21 protein-coding genes and 1 riboswitch are annotated in these 24818 nt (G+C 41.7%); all 21 genes read left to right on the top strand.

What is annotated here, in order from left to right:
* Nucleotides 1–10: 10 nt before the first annotated feature.
* The gene (locus tag BN1068_RS07795; protein ID WP_077602291.1) at nucleotides 11–1198 is read left to right on the top strand and encodes an acetyl-CoA C-acetyltransferase; all 1188 of its coding nucleotides are present in this window, start codon (nucleotides 11–13) and stop codon (nucleotides 1196–1198) included.
* Nucleotides 1199–1253: 55 nt separating this feature from the next.
* Nucleotides 1254–2111, top strand: a complete 858-nt coding sequence (locus BN1068_RS07790; protein ID WP_077602290.1) for a 3-hydroxybutyryl-CoA dehydrogenase — start codon at nucleotides 1254–1256, stop codon at nucleotides 2109–2111.
* A gap of 173 nt (nucleotides 2112–2284) precedes the next feature.
* Entirely contained in the window at nucleotides 2285–3418 is a 1134-nt protein-coding gene (locus tag BN1068_RS07785) for an acyl-CoA dehydrogenase (protein WP_439822974.1), read from the top strand.
* A gap of 4 nt (nucleotides 3419–3422) precedes the next feature.
* Nucleotides 3423–4562 carry an acyl-CoA dehydrogenase gene (locus tag BN1068_RS07780; RefSeq protein WP_077602288.1) on the top strand — a complete coding sequence of 380 codons (1140 nt, stop codon included), beginning with the start codon at nucleotides 3423–3425 and terminating at the stop codon, nucleotides 4560–4562.
* A 117-nt stretch (nucleotides 4563–4679) separates the two neighbouring features.
* Nucleotides 4680–5285 (top strand): TetR/AcrR family transcriptional regulator, encoded by a 606-nt coding sequence (locus BN1068_RS07775; RefSeq protein ID WP_077602287.1) that lies wholly within the window; start codon nucleotides 4680–4682, stop codon nucleotides 5283–5285.
* 156 nt (nucleotides 5286–5441) lie between these two features.
* Nucleotides 5442–8672 (top strand): fused isobutyryl-CoA mutase/GTPase IcmF, encoded by a 3231-nt coding sequence (icmF, locus tag BN1068_RS07770; RefSeq protein ID WP_077602286.1) that lies wholly within the window; start codon nucleotides 5442–5444, stop codon nucleotides 8670–8672.
* Between the two features lie 619 nt (nucleotides 8673–9291).
* Nucleotides 9292–9801, top strand: coding sequence for a DNA-directed RNA polymerase subunit delta (rpoE, locus tag BN1068_RS07765; protein ID WP_077602285.1), 510 nt, complete (start codon nucleotides 9292–9294; stop codon nucleotides 9799–9801).
* A 396-nt stretch (nucleotides 9802–10197) separates the two neighbouring features.
* Nucleotides 10198–10376, top strand: a riboswitch (cobalamin riboswitch).
* A gap of 263 nt (nucleotides 10377–10639) precedes the next feature.
* Nucleotides 10640–11638: an ABC transporter substrate-binding protein gene (locus BN1068_RS07760; RefSeq protein WP_077602284.1), complete on the top strand. Its 999-nt coding sequence runs from the start codon at nucleotides 10640–10642 to the stop codon at nucleotides 11636–11638.
* Nucleotides 11628–12659: a FecCD family ABC transporter permease gene (locus BN1068_RS07755; RefSeq protein WP_254846730.1), complete on the top strand. Its 1032-nt coding sequence runs from the start codon at nucleotides 11628–11630 to the stop codon at nucleotides 12657–12659. Before BN1068_RS07760 ends, BN1068_RS07755 begins: the two co-directional genes overlap by 11 nt.
* A 5-nt stretch (nucleotides 12660–12664) precedes the next feature.
* Nucleotides 12665–14161, top strand: coding sequence for an adenosylcobinamide amidohydrolase (locus BN1068_RS07750; protein ID WP_077602282.1), 1497 nt, complete (start codon nucleotides 12665–12667; stop codon nucleotides 14159–14161).
* Nucleotides 14139–15104: an adenosylcobinamide-phosphate synthase CbiB gene (gene cbiB, locus BN1068_RS07745; protein WP_077602281.1), complete on the top strand. Its 966-nt coding sequence runs from the start codon at nucleotides 14139–14141 to the stop codon at nucleotides 15102–15104. The genes BN1068_RS07750 and cbiB overlap by 23 nt, the downstream gene beginning before the upstream one ends.
* Nucleotides 15040–16155, top strand: coding sequence for a threonine-phosphate decarboxylase CobD (cobD, locus tag BN1068_RS07740; protein ID WP_254846729.1), 1116 nt, complete (start codon nucleotides 15040–15042; stop codon nucleotides 16153–16155). The genes cbiB and cobD overlap by 65 nt, the downstream gene beginning before the upstream one ends.
* The gene (locus BN1068_RS07735; RefSeq protein WP_077602279.1) at nucleotides 16137–16697 is read left to right on the top strand and encodes a bifunctional adenosylcobinamide kinase/adenosylcobinamide-phosphate guanylyltransferase; all 561 of its coding nucleotides are present in this window, start codon (nucleotides 16137–16139) and stop codon (nucleotides 16695–16697) included. Before cobD ends, BN1068_RS07735 begins: the two co-directional genes overlap by 19 nt.
* Nucleotides 16694–17533, top strand: coding sequence for a cobyric acid synthase (locus BN1068_RS07730; protein ID WP_077602278.1), 840 nt, complete (start codon nucleotides 16694–16696; stop codon nucleotides 17531–17533). Before BN1068_RS07735 ends, BN1068_RS07730 begins: the two co-directional genes overlap by 4 nt.
* Nucleotides 17533–18339 (top strand): adenosylcobinamide-GDP ribazoletransferase, encoded by an 807-nt coding sequence (cobS, locus tag BN1068_RS07725; protein WP_077602277.1) that lies wholly within the window; start codon nucleotides 17533–17535, stop codon nucleotides 18337–18339. Before BN1068_RS07730 ends, cobS begins: the two co-directional genes overlap by 1 nt.
* The gene (locus BN1068_RS07720; RefSeq protein ID WP_077602276.1) at nucleotides 18297–18923 is read left to right on the top strand and encodes a histidine phosphatase family protein; all 627 of its coding nucleotides are present in this window, start codon (nucleotides 18297–18299) and stop codon (nucleotides 18921–18923) included. The genes cobS and BN1068_RS07720 overlap by 43 nt, the downstream gene beginning before the upstream one ends.
* Nucleotides 18875–19321: a bifunctional adenosylcobinamide kinase/adenosylcobinamide-phosphate guanylyltransferase gene (locus BN1068_RS07715; RefSeq protein ID WP_077602275.1), complete on the top strand. Its 447-nt coding sequence runs from the start codon at nucleotides 18875–18877 to the stop codon at nucleotides 19319–19321. The genes BN1068_RS07720 and BN1068_RS07715 overlap by 49 nt, the downstream gene beginning before the upstream one ends.
* A complete protein-coding gene (locus tag BN1068_RS07710; protein WP_077602274.1) occupies nucleotides 19318–19902 on the top strand; it encodes a cob(I)yrinic acid a,c-diamide adenosyltransferase in 585 nt (194 codons plus the stop codon). Before BN1068_RS07715 ends, BN1068_RS07710 begins: the two co-directional genes overlap by 4 nt.
* Before the next feature lie 5 nt (nucleotides 19903–19907).
* On the top strand, nucleotides 19908–20612 hold the full coding sequence (locus BN1068_RS07705) for a hypothetical protein (protein WP_077602273.1): 705 nt from the start codon (nucleotides 19908–19910) through the stop codon (nucleotides 20610–20612).
* A gap of 273 nt (nucleotides 20613–20885) precedes the next feature.
* Nucleotides 20886–22490 carry a CTP synthase gene (locus tag BN1068_RS07700; RefSeq protein ID WP_077602272.1) on the top strand — a complete coding sequence of 535 codons (1605 nt, stop codon included), beginning with the start codon at nucleotides 20886–20888 and terminating at the stop codon, nucleotides 22488–22490.
* A 1724-nt stretch (nucleotides 22491–24214) separates the two neighbouring features.
* Nucleotides 24215–24811 carry a hypothetical protein gene (locus BN1068_RS07685; protein ID WP_077602269.1) on the top strand — a complete coding sequence of 199 codons (597 nt, stop codon included), beginning with the start codon at nucleotides 24215–24217 and terminating at the stop codon, nucleotides 24809–24811.
* Nucleotides 24812–24818 lie beyond the last annotated feature (7 nt).

The raw sequence follows: 24818 nt of genomic DNA, 5'->3' as shown, positions 1-24818 counted from the left end.
GCTATATATTATGAGGAAATCGGTTATTGTTTCGGGGGCACGCACCCCTTTTGGCAAATTTGGGGGAGTATTAACACCGTTAACAGCAGTAAATTTGGGAGCAGCAGCAATTAAAGCAGCATTAGAAAGAGCTGAACTTGATGGTGCAGATGTAGATGAAGTGATTATGGGAACGGTTCTGCAGGGCGGACAGGGACAAATCCCATCCAGGCAGGCTGCCGTGGAAGCTGGTATTCCATGGGAAGTAAAAACAGAAACAATTAATAAGGTCTGCGCTTCCGGGCTGCGCAGTGTTACATTGGCAGACCAATTAATCCGGTTAGGCGAAGAGGATATCATCGTGGCCGGCGGAATGGAAAGCATGAGCAATGCACCATATTTCTTACCTGATGCCAGATGGGGAAACCGCATGGGGGATAAATCGGTAAAGGACCTAATGATTCATGACGGTCTTACCTGCACTTTTACAGGAAACCATATGGGAAGCTATGGCAATGATACAGCAGCAGCCTTTGAAGTGACACGCGAACGCCAGGATGAATGGGCTGCCCGGAGCCAGCAGCTGGCAGTGGATGCAATTGAATCTGGAAAGTTTGCAGATGAGATTGTTCCTGTAGAAATCCCGGTTCGTAAAGGAGATCCGGTTGTTGTCAGTGAAGACGAAACACCAAGAAAAGGAACAACTGTGGAAAAGCTGGCTGCATTAAGACCGGCCTTTGATAAGGACGGCACAATTACAGCTGGAAATGCTCCTGGTGTGAATGATGGAGCCAGTGCTGTTGTGGTAATGTCAGATGAAAAAGCAAGGGAATTAAATAAAACACCATTGGCAACGATTTTAGGCCATGCAGAAGTAGCAGTGGAAGCAAAAAACTTTCCACAGACGCCAGGCTTAGTCATTAATCGTCTGTTAGAAAAAACAGGTGTCTCCAAGGAAGAAATCGATCTCTACGAAATCAATGAAGCATTTGCAGTTGTGGCACTGGCAAGCGGTCAAATTGCAGATATTGATGAGGAGAAAATAAATGTCAATGGAGGAGCAGTTGCACTGGGACATCCAATTGGCGCAAGTGGTAATCGGATTATTTTAACATTAATTCATGAGTTAAAACGGCGCGGCGGCGGAAAAGGCATCGCGGCAATCTGCAGTGGCGGCGGCCAGGGAGATGCTGTTTTAATTGAAGTACCGGCAAATTAATCATGTGCGTTTAAACAATCTCTAAAATAGGATGTTCAAAAAGGAGCGTGTTATCGTGACTGTAAAAGAAGTAATGGTAATCGGAGCAGGGCAAATGGGTGCAGGAATTGCACTCGTTTTTGCCCGTTCCGGCTATCAGGTGAAAATGTATGACGCAGATATTGAGGCGTTAAAACGAGGCAAGCAGTATATTGAAAAAATATTCGACAAGGATACTGCTAAAGGAAAAATGGAAGCGGATACAAAAGAAGAGGCACTGAATCGTCTGCAGCTTGTTGTTGATCTGGATGTAGATCCAATCACAGCTGATTTTATTATTGAAGCAGTTATTGAAAAAATGGAAGTAAAAAAAGATGTATTCCGCAGACTGGATGAGCTGGCACCGAAGCACACTATTTTTGCAACTAATACATCCTCTCTGTCGATTACGGAAATTGCAGCTGTTACTGACAGGGCAGCGCAATTTATCGGCATGCATTTTATGAACCCCGTTCCTGTTATGAAGCTGGTTGAAATTATTCGGGGACTGGAAACGAGTGAAGCGACTTACCAGACAGTGAAAGAATTGACGGAGGCTTTAGGTAAACAGGATGTGGAAGTAAAAGATTTTCCGGGCTTTGTTTCCAATCGCATCCTGATGCCGATGATTAACGAAGCAGTTTATACCGTCTTTGAAGGGATTGCCAGCATAGAAGATGTGGATCAGGTAATGAAGCTGGGGATGAATCATCCGATGGGGCCGTTGCAGCTGGCAGACTTCATTGGTCTGGATACATGCTTATCTATTATGGAAATTCTTCATGAAGGTTTCGGAGACAGTAAATACCGCCCATGCCCGCTCCTGAGACAGTATGTGCAGGCAGGAAGACTTGGCAAGAAGGCAGGCAGAGGCTTTTACACATATAGTGACTAAAAGAAATAGTTTAAAAAGTTTCCAAAAGGTACGCGGGAAATTCTTTAGTTGCCGTGTTTTTCCGCAGCGGTCGCATGAAACCTGACAAGGTTGCTGGAGTTATTTGACCCATTGGAAAGCGTTGGAAAATTTTTAAACGTGTATTGATAGTGGAAGGGGTATGCATATTGATTATTACACAAACAGAAGAACAAAAAATGTTAGTCAAAATGGTTCAAGACTTTGCCCGCGATGAGATTACCAAGGAAGTCGGGCGAATGGAGGAGGAAGACCGTTTTCCGAAAGAAATTATTGCAAAGATGGGAGAGCTTGGCTTAATGGGTATCCCCATACCGGAAGAGTACGGAGGGGCCGGGATGGACTTCAGCTCCTATATCCGGGTGATTCACGAGCTGTCAAAGGTCAGTGCAACGATTGGCGTTATTTTGTCTGTACACACCTCTGTCGGTACTAATCCGATTCTTTACTTTGGAACAGAGGAGCAGAAAAAGAAATATATTCCCAAGCTTGCTTCCGGAGAATATTTAGGCGCTTTTGCTTTAACAGAGGCGAATTCCGGTTCAGATGCAAGCGGTTTAAAAACAACTGCCAAACTGGTAGATGATATGTATGTATTGAACGGCTCAAAAGTATTTATTACGAACGGAGAATATGCTGATACCTTTATTACTTTTGCCAGAACAAGTGATGATAAGGACGGGATCAGTGCTTTTATTGTCGAAAGAGACAGTCCAGGTCTGGTGATTGGAAAGAATGAAAAGAAAATGGGATTGAAGGGGTCAAGTACAGTTGAATTAAGCTTTGAGCAATGCCGGATTCCTAAAGAAAATCTGCTTGGCAAGGAAGGGCATGGCTTTAAAATAGCGATGGCTAACTTAAATATCGGGAGAATTGGTATTGCAGCCCAGGGTCTGGGTATTGCGGAGGCAGCATTAGAATATTCCGTTGCTTATGCAAAGGAAAGGGAGCAATTTGGCAAGCCGATTGCAGTAAACCAGGGGATTTCCTTTAAGCTGGCTGAGATGGCAACGAAGGTAGAAGCGGCAAAACTATTAACCTATCAAGCAGCAAAACGGATTGAAATGAATCAGGCCTGTATTAAAGAAACATCGATGGCAAAGCTGACAGCAACCAAAGCAGCAATGCAAAATGCAATTGAAGCTGTCCAGATTTATGGCGGATATGGCTATACCAAGGAATATCCTGTGGAAAGACTGTTTCGTGATGCGAAGGTAACCGAAATTTATGAAGGAACGAATGAAATACAGCATATCGTGATATCTAAAGAGCTGTTGAAGGGGAGATGAAAAAATGGATTTTCAATTAACTGAAGAACAAGAGATGTTGCGGAAAATGGTCAGAGACTTTGCTGAAAATGAAGTAGAACCGACAGCAGCAGAAAGAGATGAAGAAGAGCGGTTTGACAGGAAGATTTTCGATCAGATGGCCGAGCTCGGATTAACAGGGATTCCCTGGCCGGAGGAATATGGTGGAATAGGTTCGGATTACGTGAGCTATTGTATTGCGGTGGAGGAGCTGTCGCGGGTCTGTGCTTCTACGGGAGTGACGCTTTCGGCTCACTTATCTTTAGCGAGCTGGCCGATTTATAAATATGGAAATGAAGCACAGAAGCAGAACTTTTTACAACGTCTTGCAACTGGAGAAGCATTAGGAGCTTATGCCTTATCGGAGCCGGGGGCAGGCAGTGATGTAGTTTCGATGAAAACAACAGCCAAAAAAGACGGCAATGATTATATATTGAATGGCAGCAAGGTATGGATCACGAATGGCGGCGTAGCCGATCTCTATATTGTATTTGCAAAAACAGATGCGGACAAAAAGCATAAAGGGATTACTGCGTTTATCGTTGAAAAAGGAACAGAGGGCTTCACATTCGGCAAAAAAGAAAAGAAGCTTGGCATTCGTTCGTCTCCAACCACAGAGCTAATTTTTGAGAATTGCAGAATATCTGCAGAAAATGTACTTGGGGAAGAAGGAGACGGCTTTAAAATTGCAATGACCACCTTGGATGGAGGCAGAAACGGCATTGCTGCACAAGCTTTGGGGATTGCGCAGGGAGCACTGGATGCAGCTGCAGCCTATGCGAAGGGGAGAGAGCAATTCGGAAAGCCGATTGCAGCCAACCAAGGCATATCCTTCAAACTGGCAGATATGGCAACAGATATCGAAGCTGCCCGCCTGTTAACCTACCAGGCTGCTTGGCTGGAATCAGCGGGAAAACCATATGGAAAGGCATCTGCCATGTCGAAATTATTCGCAGGTGATGCGGCGATGCGCATTACAGTAGAAGCGGTCCAAATTTTTGGCGGGTACGGATATACAAAAGACTATCCAGTGGAACGTTACATGCGTGATGCGAAGATTACGCAAATTTACGAGGGTACCAATGAAATTCAGCGCCTTGTTATCGGACGGATGCTGACAAAATAAAGGAGACTTCCCTTTCAGTAATGGAAGCAGAACAAACTATTTATAAATTATAAGGATAAAAAATCATTGATTTATCATAGAGAACCGCCAATTTATTTATAAAAAGGAGGTTGAGAGATGAGTGAAGACCAGATCCGTTCTTCTGTAAAAGACCAGGAGCTCGTAATGCGGCGCAGAAAGCAAATTATAGAAGGAGCGATGCGGCTGTTTAAGGAGAAAGGCTTTCACCGGACGACGACAAGGGAAATTGCCAAAGAATCTGGATTTAGCATTGGTACGTTATATGAATACATTAGAACAAAAGAGGATGTGCTTTTTCTTGTTTGCGAATTTGTACATGATCAAGTGCGTGACCAGCTCTCGGCAACGATTTCTGTAGATAATCCATCAGATGAAAGTCTGCGACAGGCTATCCGGCAATACCTTTATTTTATGGATACCATACAGCCTGAAATTTTAATGCTTTATCAGGAAACGAAATCATTAAATAAAGAAAAGCGTAAATTTGTGCTGGAGCAGGAGCGCAAAGTCGTCGGAATGATGGAGGATCTGTTGGCTGTCTGTTTACAAGATAAGCTGAGCTCTAAAGAAATTTATTTTTTGGCAAATAATATTGTCGTCAGTGGTCATATGTGGTGCTTCCGCCGCTGGATGATTCAAAAAGAATTTACCATTGATGAATACGTAGAATTACAGATGAAACAAGTGAATTGTTGGTTGTAAACATTATGAAAGGTCAGAAGCTTTGAAATCTATATAAGTTGAACTTATAAATATAACAAAAATCTAACAATACTTCGTTTGATCCATTCGTGTTAATGAATCAAGAGCACATATCAGGTTAATGAGGAATTATATAATTAAAGAGGAGGATAAAGCATGACAGAAGAGCGTTATTCGCCAAAGCATCCGATTCGTTTTGTGACAGCGTCCAGCTTGTTTGACGGGCATGATGCTTCCATAAATATTATGCGGCGTATTCTGCAGGCCAGCGGTGCGGAGGTTATTCACCTTGGGCATAACCGTTCTGTAGAGGAAGTAGTCTATGCAGCCATTCAAGAAGACGCACAGGGGATTGCCATCTCATCCTATCAGGGCGGACATGTCGAATATTTTAAATATATGATTGATCTGTTGAAAGAGCTGGATGCGGCGCATATTCAAGTATTAGGCGGAGGGGGAGGGACCATTCTTCCGCGAGAGATCAAAGAGCTTCACGAATATGGAGTTGCCTGGCTGTTTTCTCCCGATGATGGAAGAAAATACGGCCTTCAGGGAATGATTGACCGTATGCTGGAAAAATGTGATTTTATCCCGCCGATTGATATAGAGAAAGACTTCTTACGATTAAAGGAAGGAGACCGGCTGGCGATCGGTAAATTTATCACTTTAATGGAGAATGGGGAAGCAGAAACAAAGAAGCAGGTTTTAGAAAAGTTCTCTACTCATTCCAAAAAGAAAATACCTGTACTTGGGATTACGGGAACAGGCGGTGCAGGAAAGAGCTCTCTGACCGATGAACTTATCCGCCGATTTTTGAATGAAATTCCGGAGCGGAAGGTAGCGATTTTATCTATCGATCCTTCCAAGCGAAAAACAGGTGGTGCTTTGCTTGGAGACCGTATCCGTATGAATGCAATTTTTTCTGACCGGATTTATATGCGCTCTCTTGCTACCAGAAATTCAGGCACGGAGCTTTCTAATTCGATTCAGGATGCGATAGAGGTGGTACGTGCTTCAGACTATGATCTTATCATTGTGGAGACGAGCGGAATAGGGCAGGGCGATGCAGCAGTTACAGATATTACGGATTTATCCATGTATGTTATGACAGCAGAGTTTGGTGCACCTACCCAGCTGGAGAAAATCGATATGATTGATTATGCTGATTTTATCGTCATTAATAAATTTGAACAAAAAGGATCAGAGGATGCACTCAATCAAGTGCGGAAGCAATATGAACGCAGCCATATGCTGTTTCATCAGGATAAAACCAAATTCCCTGTCTTTGGCACAATAGCCAGTCAATTTAATGACGAAGGAACAAACGCTTTATTTGCTTCATTGATTGATCGCATGAATGAAGATTACCAGTGGGAAGCAGAAGTTTCATTTCAACGTCATGTTATCTCAGAAAAGCAAAATCAAATCATTACCAATGAGCGCAGGCATTATTTGCGGGAAATTGCTTCCTATGTCCGGAATTATGATAAGCGTGCCGGGAAACAGCGGGGAGTTGCCACGAAGCTCTATCAGTTAAAAGGAGTAAGAGAAGACCTGGATGATGAAGCAGGGGCTTCATTAGATCAGGCAATTACAGCATATGAACAGCAATTAGACGGGGATGCGAAACAGCTGCTGGATAATTGGGAAGCATTAAAAGAGAGTTATCTGGGCGACACATTCACCTTTAAAGTAAGAGATAAAGAAATCACAATGGATTTAACAACAGAGTCATTATCAGGGTTAAAGATTCCGAAAGTTGTGCTCCCAAAATACCGGGATTGGGGAGATCGTCTGTATTGGTTAATGCGGGAAAATGTTCCAGGCTCCTTTCCTTATACAGCCGGTGTGTTCCCGTTTAAACGAAAAGGAGAGGACCCGACAAGACAATTTGCAGGTGAAGGAACTCCCGAGCGGACTAATCGCCGTTTTCATTATCTTTCTAAGGGAGAAGAAGCGAAACGTCTTTCGACCGCTTTTGATTCAGTGACTTTATATGGTGAAGATCCTGCAGAACGTCCGGATATTTACGGGAAGGTCGGCAACAGCGGCGTAAATATTTGTACCTTGGATGATATGAAAAAGCTTTATAGCGGCTTTGATTTAACAGATCCGTTAACATCTGTGTCCATGACGATTAATGGGCCGGCGCCAATTATTCTGGCGATGTATTTTAATACGGCCATTGATCAGCAGGTTGATAAATTCACAGAAAAAAATGGACGCCCGCCGACGAGTGAAGAATTCAGCCAAATTCAGGCAGATACTGTTTCTGTAATCCGGGGTACGGTGCAGGCGGATATTTTAAAAGAGGACCAGGGCCAGAATACTTGTATTTTTTCGACAGAATTCGCTCTGCGGATGATGGGGGATATTCAAGCATATTTCATAGATAATAAAGTACGAAATTATTATTCTGTTTCCATATCCGGCTATCATATTGCAGAGGCAGGTGCAAATCCGATAACCCAGCTGGCATTCACATTAGCAAATGGTTTTACCTATGTAGAGTATTATTTGAGCCGGGGAATGGATATTAATAAATTTGCACCGAACCTTTCTTTCTTCTTCTCAAATGGTTTAGATCCGGAATATACAGTGATTGGAAGAGTGGCAAGAAGAATTTGGGCCATTACGATGAAGGAAAAGTACAATGCAAATGAGCGCAGTCAAAAGCTGAAGTATCATGTACAGACCTCCGGACGATCATTGCATGCGCAAGAGATTGACTTTAACGATATCCGTACAACATTGCAGGCATTATTGGCTATACAGGACAATACAAATTCACTGCACACAAACGCTTATGATGAAGCGATTACGACACCGACAGAAGAATCAGTCCGCCGGGCAATGGCAATTCAAATGATTATTAATAAAGAATTTGGATTAGCAAAAAATGAAAATTCCTTACAGGGAGCTTTTATTGTTGAAGAATTAACCGATCTTGTGCAGGAAGCGGTTTTGCAGGAATTTGAGCAGATGAATGACCGCGGCGGTGTTCTGGGAGCAATGGAACGCCAGTATCAGCGCGGGAAAATTCAAGAAGAATCGCTGTATTATGAAGGGAAGAAGCACTCCGGAGAACTGCCGATTGTAGGCGTGAATACGTATTTAAATCCCAATCCGCCATCTGAGGAAGATATTGACTCCATGGAGCTTGCCCGTGCAACAGAAGAGGAAAAAATGCATCAAATCAAAGAATTGCGCCGTTTTCAGACAGAGCATCAAGAGGATGTAGAAAAAGCTTTAAAACGATTAAAACAGACAGCAGTAACAGATGGAAATATCTTTGCAGAATTACTGCACACCGTCCGCTACGCAAGTCTGGGCCAAATCACAAAAGCACTCTACGAAGTCGGCGGACAGTACCGGCGCAATATGTAAATTCATTAAAAGTATAATGAACTATGAAATCCATGCTCACGTTCTTTTATAAAGAAGAGATATTTTTATTATGCGCTCTAAAATCCAAAATTGATATTTTGGAATAAAAATATCATTAGCATCAAACAGTATCATAGGAGTTATTTTTTATAAAGAAAACAGATCTTGATTAAGCCATGCAACTATATTAAGTAAAGAAAATAAATTACACGTTTTTGTTTATCATAATAAAATGAATCAATTATGATTTTATACAATAACTAGCGGAAGAAAAACACGGAGACTCCTATGGGAAAGCGCAGTGGGAAGACCCCGCAGAAAAAGTGAACTTCTTTTTCGAGGAGGCTGAGCTCAAGCCCATGGAAAGCGTAGTGTTTTTCTGGAGCGGCCGCTATTCAGCTCTTCTAAGAATCATGATTATATTCATTTTTTCAAACATTGGTTTTGTTAAAGAACCACTTTAAGTAGATAGAACCGTAAACTTTCACTGGATAATTGCATTCAAATATGTTTATAATGTAAAATAGATTTATTGTGACAAAATCGCATATATAATAATTATTTGCAGCATAGATAGCTATTTTTAGCCTTAATTATATTTTCAAAGGAGTGCATGAACGTGAGCGTGAAAGAATTGACAAAAGAAGAAATCAGCAATCTGTCCATGATTGAATTAGGTTCTATTATTTTAAAGGAAGAAAATAAAGCAGTCTCTTTTCAAGATTTATTCTCTAAGATAGCAGAGTTAAAAAACTTTTCAAAAGAAGATAAAGAAAATTTGATTGCACAATTCTACACAGATATGAATGTTGACGGACGCTACTTAACATTAGGATCTGGCATGTGGGGATTAAAAAGCTGGTATCCGGTAGAACAGGCAGAAGAAGAAATTACAGATGAGCCGACGAAAAAACGTAAGAAAAAGAAGAAAAAAGTGGCAGTAGTAGAAGCAGAAGAAATTGATGATGATTTAGATGTAACTGATGAAGATATTGATGATATGCTGGATGATTTTGATGATGCAGAGGAAGAAGATACGGATATAGAAGAAATTGAAGATGAAGTGGATGACGTCATTGGTAAAGATGATCTGGATGAATTAGATTATGATGACGAGGATGACCGCTAATCCGATGTATATAAAATAGATGAATTAAAAAAAGCTGGAACAGGCTGAGTGAAAACTCGGTTTGCTCCAGCTTTTTTTAAAATAATAGGAAAGCATATAAAAATTGCTTGAGAATAGCCGCTCCAACGGGTTTCATGGGATAAGTAATCTCAGGCAGCGAACTTCCTTTCGTTTTGGGACTACGATTACTCGCCCGATCAAACAGAGAAGATTATTTGCAGGAATACCTTTTTCAGAAAAAGAAGCAGAAATTTACGTAAAGGAAATCTCAATGTAATCTGTTTCAGCAGGAGTATCGGCAGCATATCGTCAGGTCATAAGTGAACTTTTTTCAAACTCTCATTCCTTTTTATAGTTTTTCATAGTAAAACATTGTAAAATAGACAGAGAAGACAATTACATAAAATAAAAATAGGTGATTTTTAAAATCATAAAGGGAAGTTGGTGTAATTCCAACGCGGTCCCGCCACTGTAATTGCGAGCGAGCAGAACGAGCCACTGTACAACGAGGTATGGGAAGGGTTCTGTGAGTGATGACCATAAGCCAGGATACCTGCCTATTTTTAGTTCAAGCCAATTCTACGAGGATAGTAAGGTGAAGCGTTTTTTTCTGCATCTTTCTAACATCTTCATTTGCCGTGGAGATGTTTTTTAGCGTTGTACAGTTCGTTTTAATCCAGTGTAAAAAGTGGAGACCCGCTAACTGTACAAAACTATTTAATTCAGGATATTCAGCAGGCAGAATAATTTATGAAAGCCATTTCACGTCAGTACTTCCTCAACAATAATACACGGCTGAACATGTAAGAATACATCAAAAATCAAGGGGGAAGTCAAAATGAAAAAGTTTTTACAGGTACTGCTGCTGGCTTTATTAGCGGGTGTCTTAATTGGATGCAGTAATAATGACAGCGCAGATGAAGGAGCACCGGATGAAAATACGACAAATGAAGAATCAGCTTCAGAGGATACAGACGGAGAAGATTCTGCTTATCCGCTAACAATAACAGATGCAATAGATAATGAAGTGACGCTGGAGGAAGAACCGGAGCGCATTGTCTCATTGATGCCAAGTAACACAGAAATTACATTTGCTTTAGGACAGGGAGATAAGGTTGTCGGTGTTTCTGATAACGATACTTACCCGGAAGAGGTTTTGGATATTGATAAGGTTGGCGGTATGGAATTTAATGTGGAAGTGATTATCAGTCTGGACCCGGATGTTGTTTTAGCACACGAGTCTTTAGTGGCTTCATCACAGGAAGCGTTAGATCAACTGGAAGGTGCTGATATTGAGGTATTCACCGTTGCAGATGCAACAGATGTTGATACCACATATGAAACAATTGACAATATTGGACAGGTTGTCGGTGCTGAAGAAGAGGCAGAACAATTAGTTACAGACATGCAGGCTGACTTTGCGGAATTAGAGGAAATAACCTCAGAAGTAGCAGAGGAAGATCGTCAATCTGTGTTCTTTGAAATTTCTCCATCACCAGAGATCTATACAGCCGGACAGAACACATTCCTTGATGAGCTGCTGCAGATTATCCATGCAGATAATGCTGCCGGTGATCAGGAAGGATGGGTTGAGATGGATCCGGAAGCAATTATAGAGCTGAATCCAGAGGTGATTATTTCAACATATGGTTCTTATGTAGAAGATCCAATCGGTGAAGTAACTTCAAGAGATGGTTTTGATACTGTAGATGCTGTAGCAAATGAAAGAATTTATGACGTTGATTCGGATACAGTCTCCCGTCCTGGACCTCGTCTTGTTGATGGAGCAAAGGAAATCGCTGAGGCGGTATATCCGGAGCTTTTTGATGAAGAGTAATTTATTGAAATATACGCTTTCATTAGCGTTTTTAATCAGTACCATGCTGATAGCAATATCGGTTGGCAGTGTCTCTGTCCCGATACCTGAAATTATTCAAATTATCGGATCTGAGGTATTTCATCTGCCTCTAGGTGATCATGTCGATCCGAAGTTCATCAGCATTGTATATGATATACGCTTGCCACGGGTTATCCTGGCGGGACTTGTGGGGGCCTCTCTTGCGATTGCAGGAGCGGCCTTTCAAGGTTTATTGCGGAATCCTTTAGCCGATCCCTATATTCTCGGTGTTTCCTCCGGGGCATCAGTCGGGGCGGTATCAACCTTATTCTTTAATATCTCCATTCCTTTTCTGGGAATGTATACGTTGCCGTTCTTAAGTATTCTTTCAGCACTGGCAACGATTATGATTGTACTCTTTTTTGCGAAGAAAATTGATAAAACAATGCGTGTTGAATCAATTATTCTGACCGGGATTATTTTCAGCTCCTTTTTAGGGTCTATTATCTCTTTGATTATTGCATTAACAGGAGAAGAGCTGCAGCAAATAATTGGCTGGCTCTTAGGCAGTGTATCAATGCGCGGCTGGAAATACGTCGGGATTATTTTACCGTTTTTAATTATTGGCGGTTTATTATTGCTGATGAACACAAGAGAATTAAATGCTATGTCATTTGGAGAAGAGCGGGCACAGCATTTAGGAGTCGATGTAGAAAAGCGCAAAATGCTTATTTTGGCTGCAGGCTCTATTTTAACAGGTGCTGCAGTGGCTGTATCAGGTACTATCGGCTTCGTCGGACTGGTTATCCCTCATTTAACGAGAAAACTGTGGGGACCGGATCATATTCATCTTCTGCCACTATCCATTATTACTGGAGCGGGATTCCTTATCTTAACGGACTTATTATCAAGGACGATTATATCGCCCCAGGTTCTGCCTGTGGGAGTCATCACAGCACTAGTAGGTGCACCAGTATTTGCGATGATTTTAATCAAACAGAAAAAAGCAAAAGGAAGGTAAAAAAGATGCTCAAAGTAGAAAACGTATCTGGCGGTTATGATGGTGAAACAATCGTAAAGAATATTCATTTTTCTGTTGGAAAAGGAGAATTCTTCGGTATTTTGGGTCCGAATGGCAGCGGAAAAACCACATTGCTCAAGATGATGAGCGGTTTATTGGAGCTTAAGCAGGGAGAGGTAAAAATCGACGATAGAAGCATCTCTGATTTAACAAAAAAACAGCTCGCGAAGAAGATGGCTGTCTTGCCCCAATTATCACCGCAGGTTTTTCCGTATACGGTGAAGGAAACCGTTTCACTTGGCAGGTATGCACATCATCGCAGTTTTTTTCAGACATGGACGGATGAAGATGAGAATATCGTCCAGAAGGTAATGAAACAGACGAATATCAGCCACTTTCAAAATAATTCTGTGATGGAGCATTCCGGCGGGGAACAGCAAAGGATATTCCTGGCACAGGCACTGGTTCAGCAGCCGGATATTCTCTTACTGGATGAACCGACAAATCATTTAGATTTAGCGTATCAAAAGGAGCTTCTAGATTTACTAAGAACAAGGGCTAAGGAAGAAGGATTGACGGTTGTTGCTATTTTACATGATTTAAATCTGGCAAGTCTTTATTGTGACAAAATTTTATTAATGGATAACGGAGAGACGAAGGCGGTTGCGGGTCCTGATGATGTACTTTCGGAAGAGCTGATCAATCATGTCTATCAAACAGAGGTCGTCAAACAGCCGCATTCCCAAATTGCAAAACCGCAGCTTCATTTATTACCGGGGAAAAAAAGCGAGAGAGAGGGAGAACAGGTGAAAATTGAAGAAAGCATGCTGTCCATTAGTCCGGAACAGATTGTATTACAGTCAAAGCAGCCCTTGAAAACAGTGTCTTCCGGTGTTGTCGGAGCCGGAGCAGGCTGGTACAGTAATTTTGTGAACAGGCATGTAGATGCAAATTATAATTGTACGAACCATCGGGAAGAAATGCGGGAATATTTAACCAATCATGGTTTTCCAATTTCACAGACAGTCGGGATGATGACGGCTGTTGCCTTAGAGGATAACAGTTATCGTGTATATGAAGGAGATGGATTCTCTGTCATGATTGTTGTGACTGCAGGCGTGGGAAATGCTGTAGACAGTACACGAGAAAATTCATCTGTAGCGAGGCCGGTCAAGCCGGGTACAATTAACACATGGATTTTTGTAAACGGGAAATTAACGGATGAAGCCTATATTCAGTCAATTATTACGGCAACAGAAGCGAAGGCACAGGTGCTCCGTGATTGTCATATTCTTGATGCCGTTACGAAAAAGCCGGCTACCGGCACATCGACAGACAGTATATTAGTTGCGGCAACACAGCAGGGCAAAGAAATCGATTATGCGGGGACAGCTACCGAGCTGGGGGCTATTATTGGCAAAGGTGTTTATCAGGAAATGAAGCAGTCCATCCAGCATTATTTTAAGAGGAAAGAAATGCATGATTATCTATCACCTAATTAGCATCACACTCGCATTAATCATTGATCGCATCATTGGTGATCCTCCGGACTGGCCGCATCCGGTACGTTGGATGGGGAATTTTATTGCCCTGCTCGACAGGCGTTTGAATCACGGGAGATATAAAAAATGGAAAGGTATTGTCCTTCTTTTACTGGTAACAATGACAGTTTTATTAATGAGTTTTTTGATAAGCTGGAGCGCATATCAGCTTCATGCTGCTGCAGGAATGATTGTAGAGGCATGTCTGATTGCAGTAACGATTGCACAAAAGGATTTAGGAACAGCAGCATTGCGTGTTTATGAGCCGCTGGCTGCCGGCGATATAGAGAAGGCCCGTTATCAGGTGTCTATGATTGTCGGCAGAGATACGGAAAATCTGGATGAAAAGGAAGTAACACGTGCTGCTGTCGAAACAGTTGCTGAAAGTATTGGTGATGGAATTACTTCCCCGCTTTTTTGGGCTTTTATTGGCGGCGCCCCGCTGGCAATTGTGTACCGTGCAGTAAATACATGTGATTCCATGCTGGGTCATAAAAATGAACGTTACCGGGATTTCGGCTGGGCATCCGCAAGGCTTGACGATGTTTTAAACTGGATTCCCGGCAGAATAACGACCTTTTTGATGATGCTAACAAATCGTACTCCCCACCTTAACAGAAAAGAAGCCTTTAAAAGGTGGTACACAGATGCCAAAAAGCATCCAAGCCCGAACAGTGGTTTTTTTGAAGCAGCTGTTGCGTTATTCCTTGGTGTTCAACTGGGTGGAGTAAATTATTATAAGGGTATTAAATCAAAGCGCGCTCATATGGGTATCAGCAGGCGGGAATTAGAAAAGAAGGATATTTTACATACTATCAAAATAATGGAGCGCGCCGTTTTTGCTTTTGTTATTATCTTATGGATTGGAGGTGGCATCATTGCAGCTGCCGGAGCATGGTTCTAACACAAAATATGTCTATGCATCTCTAAAGATGGAACAGCCTGAGAAGGTGATTGATTTCAGCGTGAATATTAACCCAGTAGGTGCACCGAAAGTATTAAAGGACAGATGGGGAGACTGGTTCACAGCGATCAATGATTATCCAGATCCGTACGCTAATGAGCTTATGGAAGAGCTTGCAGCACAGGAGAATATTTCTGTTACACATTTATTGGCAGGAAACGGAGCTGCCGAGATAATTACTCTGGTTGCCAGATATTTAGCTGGAAGTAAAGTGGCTGTTATCCATCCGGCTTTTTCAGAATATGCGACCGCCTGCAGGAATGAAGGCTGTGAGGTTATGGAAATTGTACTTGCTGCACCGGAATGGAATTTAGAGGCGTCAGCATTAGCGGATAAGCTTCAAGGAGTAAAGGCGGTATTCCTGTGTAATCCCAATAACCCTACAGGCATTCATTACAATCGGGAGGCGGTAGAAAACCTGATAGAAGTATGTAAAAGAACGGATACACTTTGTATTATCGACGAGGCTTTTTATGATTTTTTACCGGAGCCTGTTACTTATATAGATAAAGTGCTGCATCAACAGCACGTGCTTATTATCCGCTCGCTGACAAAAATGTATAGTATTGCCGGTCTGCGTCTCGGTTTTCTTGCCGGGAATCCTGAATTGCTTCAAAAGATCGGCAGAACAAAGCCGCATTGGAGCGTGAATGCATTGGCAATGAAGGCTGGTGTTGCCTGTTTACAGGATGAATCTCATACTGGGGAAACAAGAAGTTTTATTGAATCCGAACGGACAGCAATTTTTCAGCGGCTTAGGCAGCTTGGCTTTGAACATAGTTCATCACAGCTGAATTTCTATTTATTGAAGGATCCTGCACTATCAACACAGGAAAAGCTGTTTCATTATCTTCTGAAACAGGGGCTTGTGCTGCGGCACACTGAAAACTTTCCGGGAATAAAGGGAAAATGGCTTCGTGTTGCCGTGAAGCAGTCTGATGATAATAAAATACTGCTGGAGGCGTTAGCTGCATGGAAACAGGGGAATTGATATTTATTACGGGAGGAGTACGTAGCGGCAAAAGTGCTTTTGCTGAAAAACTAGCTGTAGGGCATGCGCGGGAAACAGATAGCAATCTTCATTATATCGCGTGCGGTATCCCCTCGGATAGAGAAATGCAGGAGCGCATTCAACGCCATCAGCAGGATCGGAAGCAATCTGAGTCTGCGTGGAGGACCTGGGAGCAGCCGGTTCATTTATCACATATCGCTAATCAATTTACGGGTCAGGATGTGATTTTATTAGATTGTATGACCACACTTTTGAATAATTATTTATTTCAAGAAGAAATAATTGATGCACCTACAGTTTTAGAGCTTGTGAAAAAGGATATTGCAGCGCTTTGCAGCCGGGCTGGTGAGGTCATTATTGTTTCCAATGAAGTGCTGCAGGACACCCCTTATGAGGATGGGCTCACGCTGCATTATCAAAAGCTATTAGGAAATATGCATCAGCAGATAGTAGAGAACGCAAATTTGGCAATTTTAGTGGAAAGCGGGATGCCGCTGGTGAAGAAGGGGAGATGGAAATGAAAGGAATTATGCTGCAGGGAACAGCTTCTCATGTCGGAAAAAGTATTCTCACAACAGCAATTTGCCGGATGCTGACAAGACGCGGATTTCATATTTCCCCTTTTAAAGCACAGAATATGTCGAGTCATAGTGTTGTACTTGAAACGGGAAGAGAGATTGCCATTTCACAATACGAGCAGGCAGAAGCTGCAGGGCGCAGAGCGGAGCCCTGGATGAACCCAGTTCTGCTGAAGCCGTTAAAAAATATGCGTACAGAAGTATTTTTTAACGGAAAATCACAGGGCGTGATTACAGGTGCAAGCTTTAAAGACCTTTATTACCGGAGAGCACTCCAAACAATTAAAGAAGGCTTGGCACAGGCTGACAACAGCAGCGACTTTGTAATTATTGAAGGGGCTGGAAGTCCTGTAGAAATGAATTTAAAGGAACGTGATCTGGCGAATATGGCAATTGCCGAGCTTGCAGATATCCCGGTTCTTTTAGTAGCTGATATTGAAAGAGGCGGTGTTTTTGCCAGTATTGCCGGTACACTTGCCTTACTTACAGAAAAAGAACGCTCGCGTGTAAAAGGAATCATCATTAATAAATTTTCCGGCAATCCAGCTCTTTTTACGGATGGTGTGGAGTGGCTGGAAAACGAGACAAACCTCCCTGTACTGGGTGTCATTCCTTATATCCAGCATCAACTGGACGAAGAGGACAGTCTGCATGGAACAGAATCCTCTTACCAGCCAAATTTAACAAGTAAAGAAGCGGATTATGAAAGGCTTGCAGACCATTTGGAGGCAAACATAAATCTAGAAAAACTGATGGAAATGATGGAAGGAGCATCCTGATGCTGTATAAGATCGGCTTATTTTTTACAGGGATACTTATTAACCTGCAGTTTTTTACAAGTATCCCGATAAAAGCCCAATTCTCCCTGGATCAAAATCAGTTAAAATACGTACTCCGGACATTTCCGGTATTGGGGCTGCTGCAAGGAAGCATCTATGCAGCTTTTCTCTATATACTGCAAAGCTTTACACCATTTACAGATTTAATGATGGCACTTTTTCTTTGGCTTTTGCTGATTATTCTCTCGGGCGGCATTCATCTGGATGGCTGGATAGACACCAGTGATGCTTATTTCTCTTATAAAGATCCGGAACAGAGATTAGAGATTATGAAGGATCCGAGAGCAGGCGCATTTGGTGTGCTATCGGTTATTGTACTCTTGTTTACAAGATTTATTGTCCTTTATGAATTAATCCAGGCTGCAGACAGCACTATCTTTCTTTTGATCATATTGATTCCGTTTCTGGGGAAGATGCTCCTTGGTATATTTCTGCAAATACTGCCACCTGCCAGGACGGATGGAATGGCGAGCTTTTTTCAGCGTGGGAAAAGCAGCAGCCTCTTCGGAGTATATGCTGTTTACCTCGTACTTATCGGCAGCTTCATTGCCTGGTTTCAGATAGCCTCGTTATTTGCTTATTTGCTGTTTATTGCAGTGACTTTCATTGCGGGGTTACTTATCGCCAGAAGTATTAGGAAAAATTTCAATGGAATTACGGGGGATACATTAGGTGCAAGCTCAGAAGGGATGGAATTATTACTATGGCTGACTTTATTACTGTTACACTCCTTCGCCATGGTATAACAAGAGCGAATCAGGAAAAAAGATACCTTGGCTGGACAGATGAGCCGCTTCTGCCGGAAGAATTGGACAGATTAAGGGCCGTTCAAGGTTTCGGGAAACAGTTTGATCTTTGTATAACAAGTGATTTATTACGGGCCCGTCAAACGGCTGACCTGCTTTGCCCGGAGCTGGAACGAATAGAAATAAAAGGTTTTCGGGAAATGTATTTTGGTGCGTGGGAAATGAAAACCTACGACGATTTAAAAAGAAATGCGAGCTATCGGGCCTGGATTGATGCACCAGAAAGCAATACGCCTCCAGACGGAGAAAGCTTTCAGAAAATGCAGCAGCGTATTAATGCAGGTTTTCAGCAATTAAGGGAAGAGGCAGACAAACGGCATTGTAAAAATATATTGCTTGTTGCCCACGGAGGAGTCATTCGCTGTTTATTAGCAAGTTTAACGAAAGAAAAGAGATCATTTTTTGATTGGAAAGTATCACATGACGCAGGACTCCGCTTAACTTGGAAAATAGACGATTGGAAGGGGGAGCGAAAATGCATTTCGTTACAGGAGGTGCCTTTAACGGCAAAAGGAAATGGGTGAAGCAGCATTATCCTGAGGATACAACATGGTTTTCGGCATCAGAATACCCTGACTGGCCCGTTCCAGGTGAAAATTTGCGTTCTGTTGTGATTTTAGAAGGGCTGGAATTATGGGTAAAAAAAGAAATGAACGCGGAATTATCTGCTGATGTACTCTTAGATAAAAACATTAAAAAGATTGAAAAATGGATGGAATGGGAACAAAATGAGGAAAACCACAGGCTTGTATTGATTGGAACGGATATTTCAAAGGGAATTGTACCAATGGAAAAAGAAAATCGGCTGCATCGTGATATTACCGGCTGGCTTTATCAAAGAATAACTGCGCGTGCAGAGCGGGTTGATCTGGTTTGGTACGGCATTTCACAAACACTAAAAAGTAGGGAGAGATTTAAATGAGACTTTACACAAGAACTGGGGACAAAGGACAGACAGCGTTAATTGGCGGAAAAGCAAGCAAGGATGATGTGCGTGTAGAAGCATATGGCTCTATCGATGAAATCAATTCGTTTACCGGATTGGCAATTGCTTACCTTGATCCGGATGTATTTGAGGATATTATTCAGGATCTGGTGAAAATCCAGCATGAATTATTCGATTGCGGCACGGAGCTTTCCAATGTTTCCAAAAAGGAAAGACCATATGAGCTGACGGAGGATATAGTTACCTATCTGGAGGAGCGAATGGACAGTCTCATTGAGGAAGCACCGGAGCTCGAGAGATTTATTTTACCGGGAGGCTCTCAGGCAGCTTCTGCACTTCATGTTGCGAGAACAGTGACAAGAAGAGCAGAGAGACAAATGGTAACACTGTATCACGAAGCTGAAGAAATTAATCCAATTCCATTAAAATATATCAACCGCCTTTCGGATTACTTTTTTGCTGCTGCCCGTGTTGTAAATGCGCGACTTGAAGTTGCTGATGTAGAATATGAGCGGAGCGCCAGAGTATTTCGAGGCAGCCACAAGAAAAATAAATAAGACGGATGACAAATGCTATCATTTTGCCGTTGGAAGCAGATAAGGAATTGGTGATTGCGACAGATAACAGCGGGGCTATCGGTGAAAAAGAAGCCGATCTGGTGAAAACCTCTAATCAGATAGTCGGGAAATTTGCCTGCCGGGTAGTGTTAATGGAATGCCTGGCAGAATATGCAGAGCCTGCCGCTGTGATTATGCAAAACTTTACGAATGAAGAGGCCTGGCAGGATTATAAAGCAGGAGTGTTTGAAGAACTTAATAATGCTGGATTTGCCGGACTGCCCATTACCGGAAGTACGGAAAGTAATTTTCAAACGCTCCAGTCCGGACTTGGCTTAACCCTGATTGGGAAAAGGGAAAAAAGAAACAGGTATCAATGGACAGGCAAGGAGAGCTTTGCAGTTATCGGAGCTCCTTTTAACGGTCAGGCTGTTTTGGATAACGGTGGGAAGATTCCAAGTGCTGCTCTATTAAAAAAAATCGCTGATACAGCAGGAGTTAAATCAATCATGCCAGTAGGATCCAAAGGAATTACAGAGACATTTCAACAATGGACAGGCCTGAGGACAGAGTTTGAATCAGTACTTGATCTACAAGCATCTGCAGGTCCTGCAACATGTTTTCTTATTGCTTTTGAACAGGGAACTAAGACAGAAGCTGAACAGCTTGCAGGAAGGCTTTTCCACCCGATCAAGATATCCAATTGTTGAAATACAACAGATTACATTCAGAGCTTGACATTTACATGGACTAACAGTAGAATCTTTATTGGGCTCTTTGAATATAATTACAAAGCGTTTCCCCTGAGAGATGAGAGGGGGAAACGCTTTTCTTGTTAGATAAAGAAATAAAAGCAAAACCGTTCTGACATGATAACTTTTACTGTCTATGTAAAAGATAATGACAGGACAATCATTCCAAAGAACGACCAAATATATTATTCAACACACAGCATAAAAATAAAGAAAGAAGGATGAGGGCAAGTGACAAAGTATATTTTTGTAACTGGTGGCGTAGTATCATCGCTCGGAAAAGGAATTACAGCAGCTTCATTAGGACGTTTATTAAAAAATCGCGGATTAAAAGTAACCATTCAAAAATTTGATCCATATATCAACGTAGATCCAGGAACAATGAGTCCTTATCAGCACGGCGAAGTATTTGTGACAGAAGACGGCGCAGAAACGGATTTAGATCTGGGACACTATGAACGCTTTATTGATATTAACCTAAATAAATATAGCAATATTACGACAGGAAAAGTATATTCCAGCGTGATCCGCAAAGAGCGTCACGGGGATTATCTTGGCGGAACGGTACAGGTTATCCCGCATATCACAAACGAAATTAAAGACCAGGTCTTCCGCGCAGGAGAAGCTACTGGTGCAGATGTTGTCATTACAGAAATCGGCGGAACTGTCGGCGATATTGAGTCATTGCCGTTCCTGGAAGCTATTCGTCAAATTAAAAGTGATGTAGGCCGCAATAGCGTCATGTACGTACATTGTACGCTTGTCCCTTACATTAAAGCTGCTGGAGAAGTAAAAACAAAGCCGACACAGCACAGTGTAAAAGAATTACGTTCTTTGGGAATCCAGCCGGATGTGATTGTTTTACGTACAGAAATGACAATTACAAAAGAAATGAAAGAAAAGATTGCTTTATTCTGTGATATTAACGAAAAATCAGTAATCGAAATGCTGGATGCTGACACACTTTATCAGGTACCAATTGCTTTACAGGAGCAAAATATGGACCAGATTGTCTGTGATCATTTTGGATTAGATTGCCAGGATGCAGATATGGAGGATTGGACAAAGCTGATTAATAAGGTTCGTAACTTATCTAAAAAAGTAGAGATTGGATTAGTTGGTAAATATGTAGAGCTTCCAGACGCTTACCTTTCTGTTGTAGAGTCTCTAAAACATGCCGGCTATGATTATGATGCCAATGTAAATGTTCATTGGATTAATTCTGAACTGTTATCAGAAGAAGAAATTGATGCTGAATTATCTAAAGTAGACGGTATTATTGTTCCCGGCGGATTTGGGGATCGTGGTATTGACGGGAAAATCCATGCGATCCGTTACGCACGGGAAAACAATATCCCATTCTTCGGCATTTGCTTAGGTATGCAGTTAGCTACGGTAGAATTTGCAAGAAACGTAGTAGGATTAGAAGGTGCGCACTCTGCAGAAATTAATCCGGGAACGCCATATCCAATTATTGACCTGTTGCCGGAACAAAAGGATATTGAAGACATGGGCGGTACCTTGCGCCTTGGATTGTATCCATGCCACTTAACAGAAGGAACAAAAACAAAAGAAGCTTATGATGGCGCAGATGTAGTGGAAGAAAGACATCGCCACCGTTATGAATTTAATAATGTGTATCGTGAACAAATGGCAGAAAAAGGACTTATCTTCTCAGGTACAAGCCCGGATGGACGTCTTGTCGAAACCATTGAGCTGGAAGACCACCCTTGGTTTATTGCATGTCAATTCCACCCTGAGTTCACATCCCGCCCAACAAGGTCTCAAGGACTGTTTAAAGGATTTATTGGAGCGGCTGTAGAACATCAAAAATAATATATAAAGTTAAAATGGAGATATTCATCTATATTTGATGAATATCTCCATTTTTTTAAGAATAACTCAACTTCCGCACCAAAAAAATAATTTACATATCATAGAGACAGGTGTTAATCATTCCTTCCTTCCATCTATCTTTTGACAAAGCATATACTCTATCCAGAAAGAAGGTGACATGTAAGGCCACCGCTGCGGCGGACCGTTTTGCTTTCGACGTACAGGACGTACTAATGCAGGCGTTGCAACAGGACGTTGCGACCTTAGCCTGCCTAGGGGCACGCTCTTCAGCTAACTTTTGCCAAGAAGATCACTTGGCAAAAGTGGATCTTCAGATGGTGCTGATCCCTGTCCAGCTGCAAGCGTCAAAAACTAGACAACTTCCCGAGAGCGCCCTACGATAAGTCATCATCCGTTCGTAAACTCACGGTGATTCCTTTATCTCAGTTGCTTCGGTCCAGNAATAATATACGGTTCGCCAGATTTACGAAATTGATCTTTATGAGCCTCTTTCGCAAATTCATAAGCGCGTTCAATTAAAGCAACATCTTCATCAGATAAATATTCTTTTACTTTTTCTATAATATCTGTAATGCTGACATTTTCATCTTTTGCCATGTAATCACCTTTATTTACTTTCAATATTGAATAAATTATTTTATTAAAAATTAATCCTTCTCTGATGTAAAAATAAAAATAGCAACAAGTGTCTGAATGCTTGAAGCCATTTCTTTCATTAAAAATCTTTTAAATTTCGCGGATTTAAAAACATTATTCGATAATAATTACTATTATAAGACTTTTTTTATATTCCTGTCCAACTAAAACCTAATATAAGCAGATTAAAAATAACTTGCTTATCATATTGACAGGTGTTGATCGTTCCTTTCATCTAGCTCTTGACAAAGCAAAAACTCTATTTAGAAAGAAGGTGACGTGTAAGGCCACCGCTGCGGCGGACCGTTTTGCTTTCGACGTACAGGACGTACTAATGCAGGCGTTGCAACAACTCTTTTCGATGGGGTGAGTAATCGCAACCCCAGGACGTTGCGACCTTAGCCTGCCTAGGGACATGCTCTTCAGCTAACTTTTGCCAAGAAGAGCACTTGGCAAAAGTGGATCTTCAGATGATGCTATTCCCTGTCCAGCTGCAAGCGTCAAAAACTAGACAACTTCCCGAGAGCGCCCTACGATAAGTCATCATCCGTTCGTAAACTCACGGTGATTCCTTTATCTCAGTTGCTTCGGTCCAGTTGTTACGTTTTTAAACGACGCTTTCCGCTTTCCTCACAGGAGTCAAAACGGTCCGCCTCCGCTAGAAGGAGTACTCTATACAAGTTGAAACAGCTGACTAAATAGAAGTTAGATCAGATAAAACGTTTTTCCTGGTTCATAATATTCTGTCACGATTACTCATTCCATTAAAAATCCTCGCTAGAATTAGTTTCATCTCCTTGGCAAGAACACCAGTGTTTCAAAGATCAAGCAATTTTAAAAGTATCTCCGTTCACTTATATAAATAATTATGCTAATATAGCATACAAATATGGAAATAAAAAGAATGTTTTTAAAAGTCGAAAAGAGTATAAGTTTGTTATGCTTCAGTGTTGCATATTGGAAAGTACATAAGCAGATATTTGGAGAAATAAAATAATAGCTGGGGCTTTATTGTCCAGCTCTTTAAAAATTTTTGATATGAATTTTAAGTGAAGCAGGTGAGGATTGTGAGTGACAAAAAGAAGCTTTTTGGAGTTGGCAGCGAGCTGGAGGAAGATAATACGGAAGTAAATCAGCAGCCGGTCAAGCCGGGGGCGGGAAATGAGAAAAAAAGTGCGTTTGGCAGCCATGTGAAGGAAGAAGAAACCATGGGAAAACAGATTGCTTTTGGTGCACAGCACACAGCAGCCGACGAGAATCAGCAGGGAAAACTGGCAAATATAAAAATGGTATTTTCGCTTCAAAATAAATTATTTTGGGTTAACTCCTATCTTATGGCGGTTATCTATTTAATTTTAAGCAACGGGAGTTTTTCCCATTTCAGTTTTCCATCTATCTTTCATTTAATCAATGCCATTCTCTTTCCCTTTTCGGTAATTGTTATGGGAAGCATCGCAATACGTTTTAGAAATATTATGCCCGGGGTATATTATTGGCTCTACCCGACGTATAAGAAGAGTCCTAATATAAATTCCATGCTGTTTTTGATAATTTGGTACGTGATAAAATTCATGTTTTATTATTTTATTTGGGCTACTTCCTTTTTATGGGGAATTCTCGGAATATTATTAGCAGCAATAAATGCTAGAAAAATAGAAAAGTAGGTGTAAG

Source organism: Oceanobacillus sojae (assembly GCF_900162665.1).
GTDB lineage: Bacteria > Bacillota > Bacilli > Bacillales > Amphibacillaceae > Oceanobacillus > Oceanobacillus sojae_A.
This window is presented reverse-complemented; position numbering and strand designations above follow the sequence as displayed.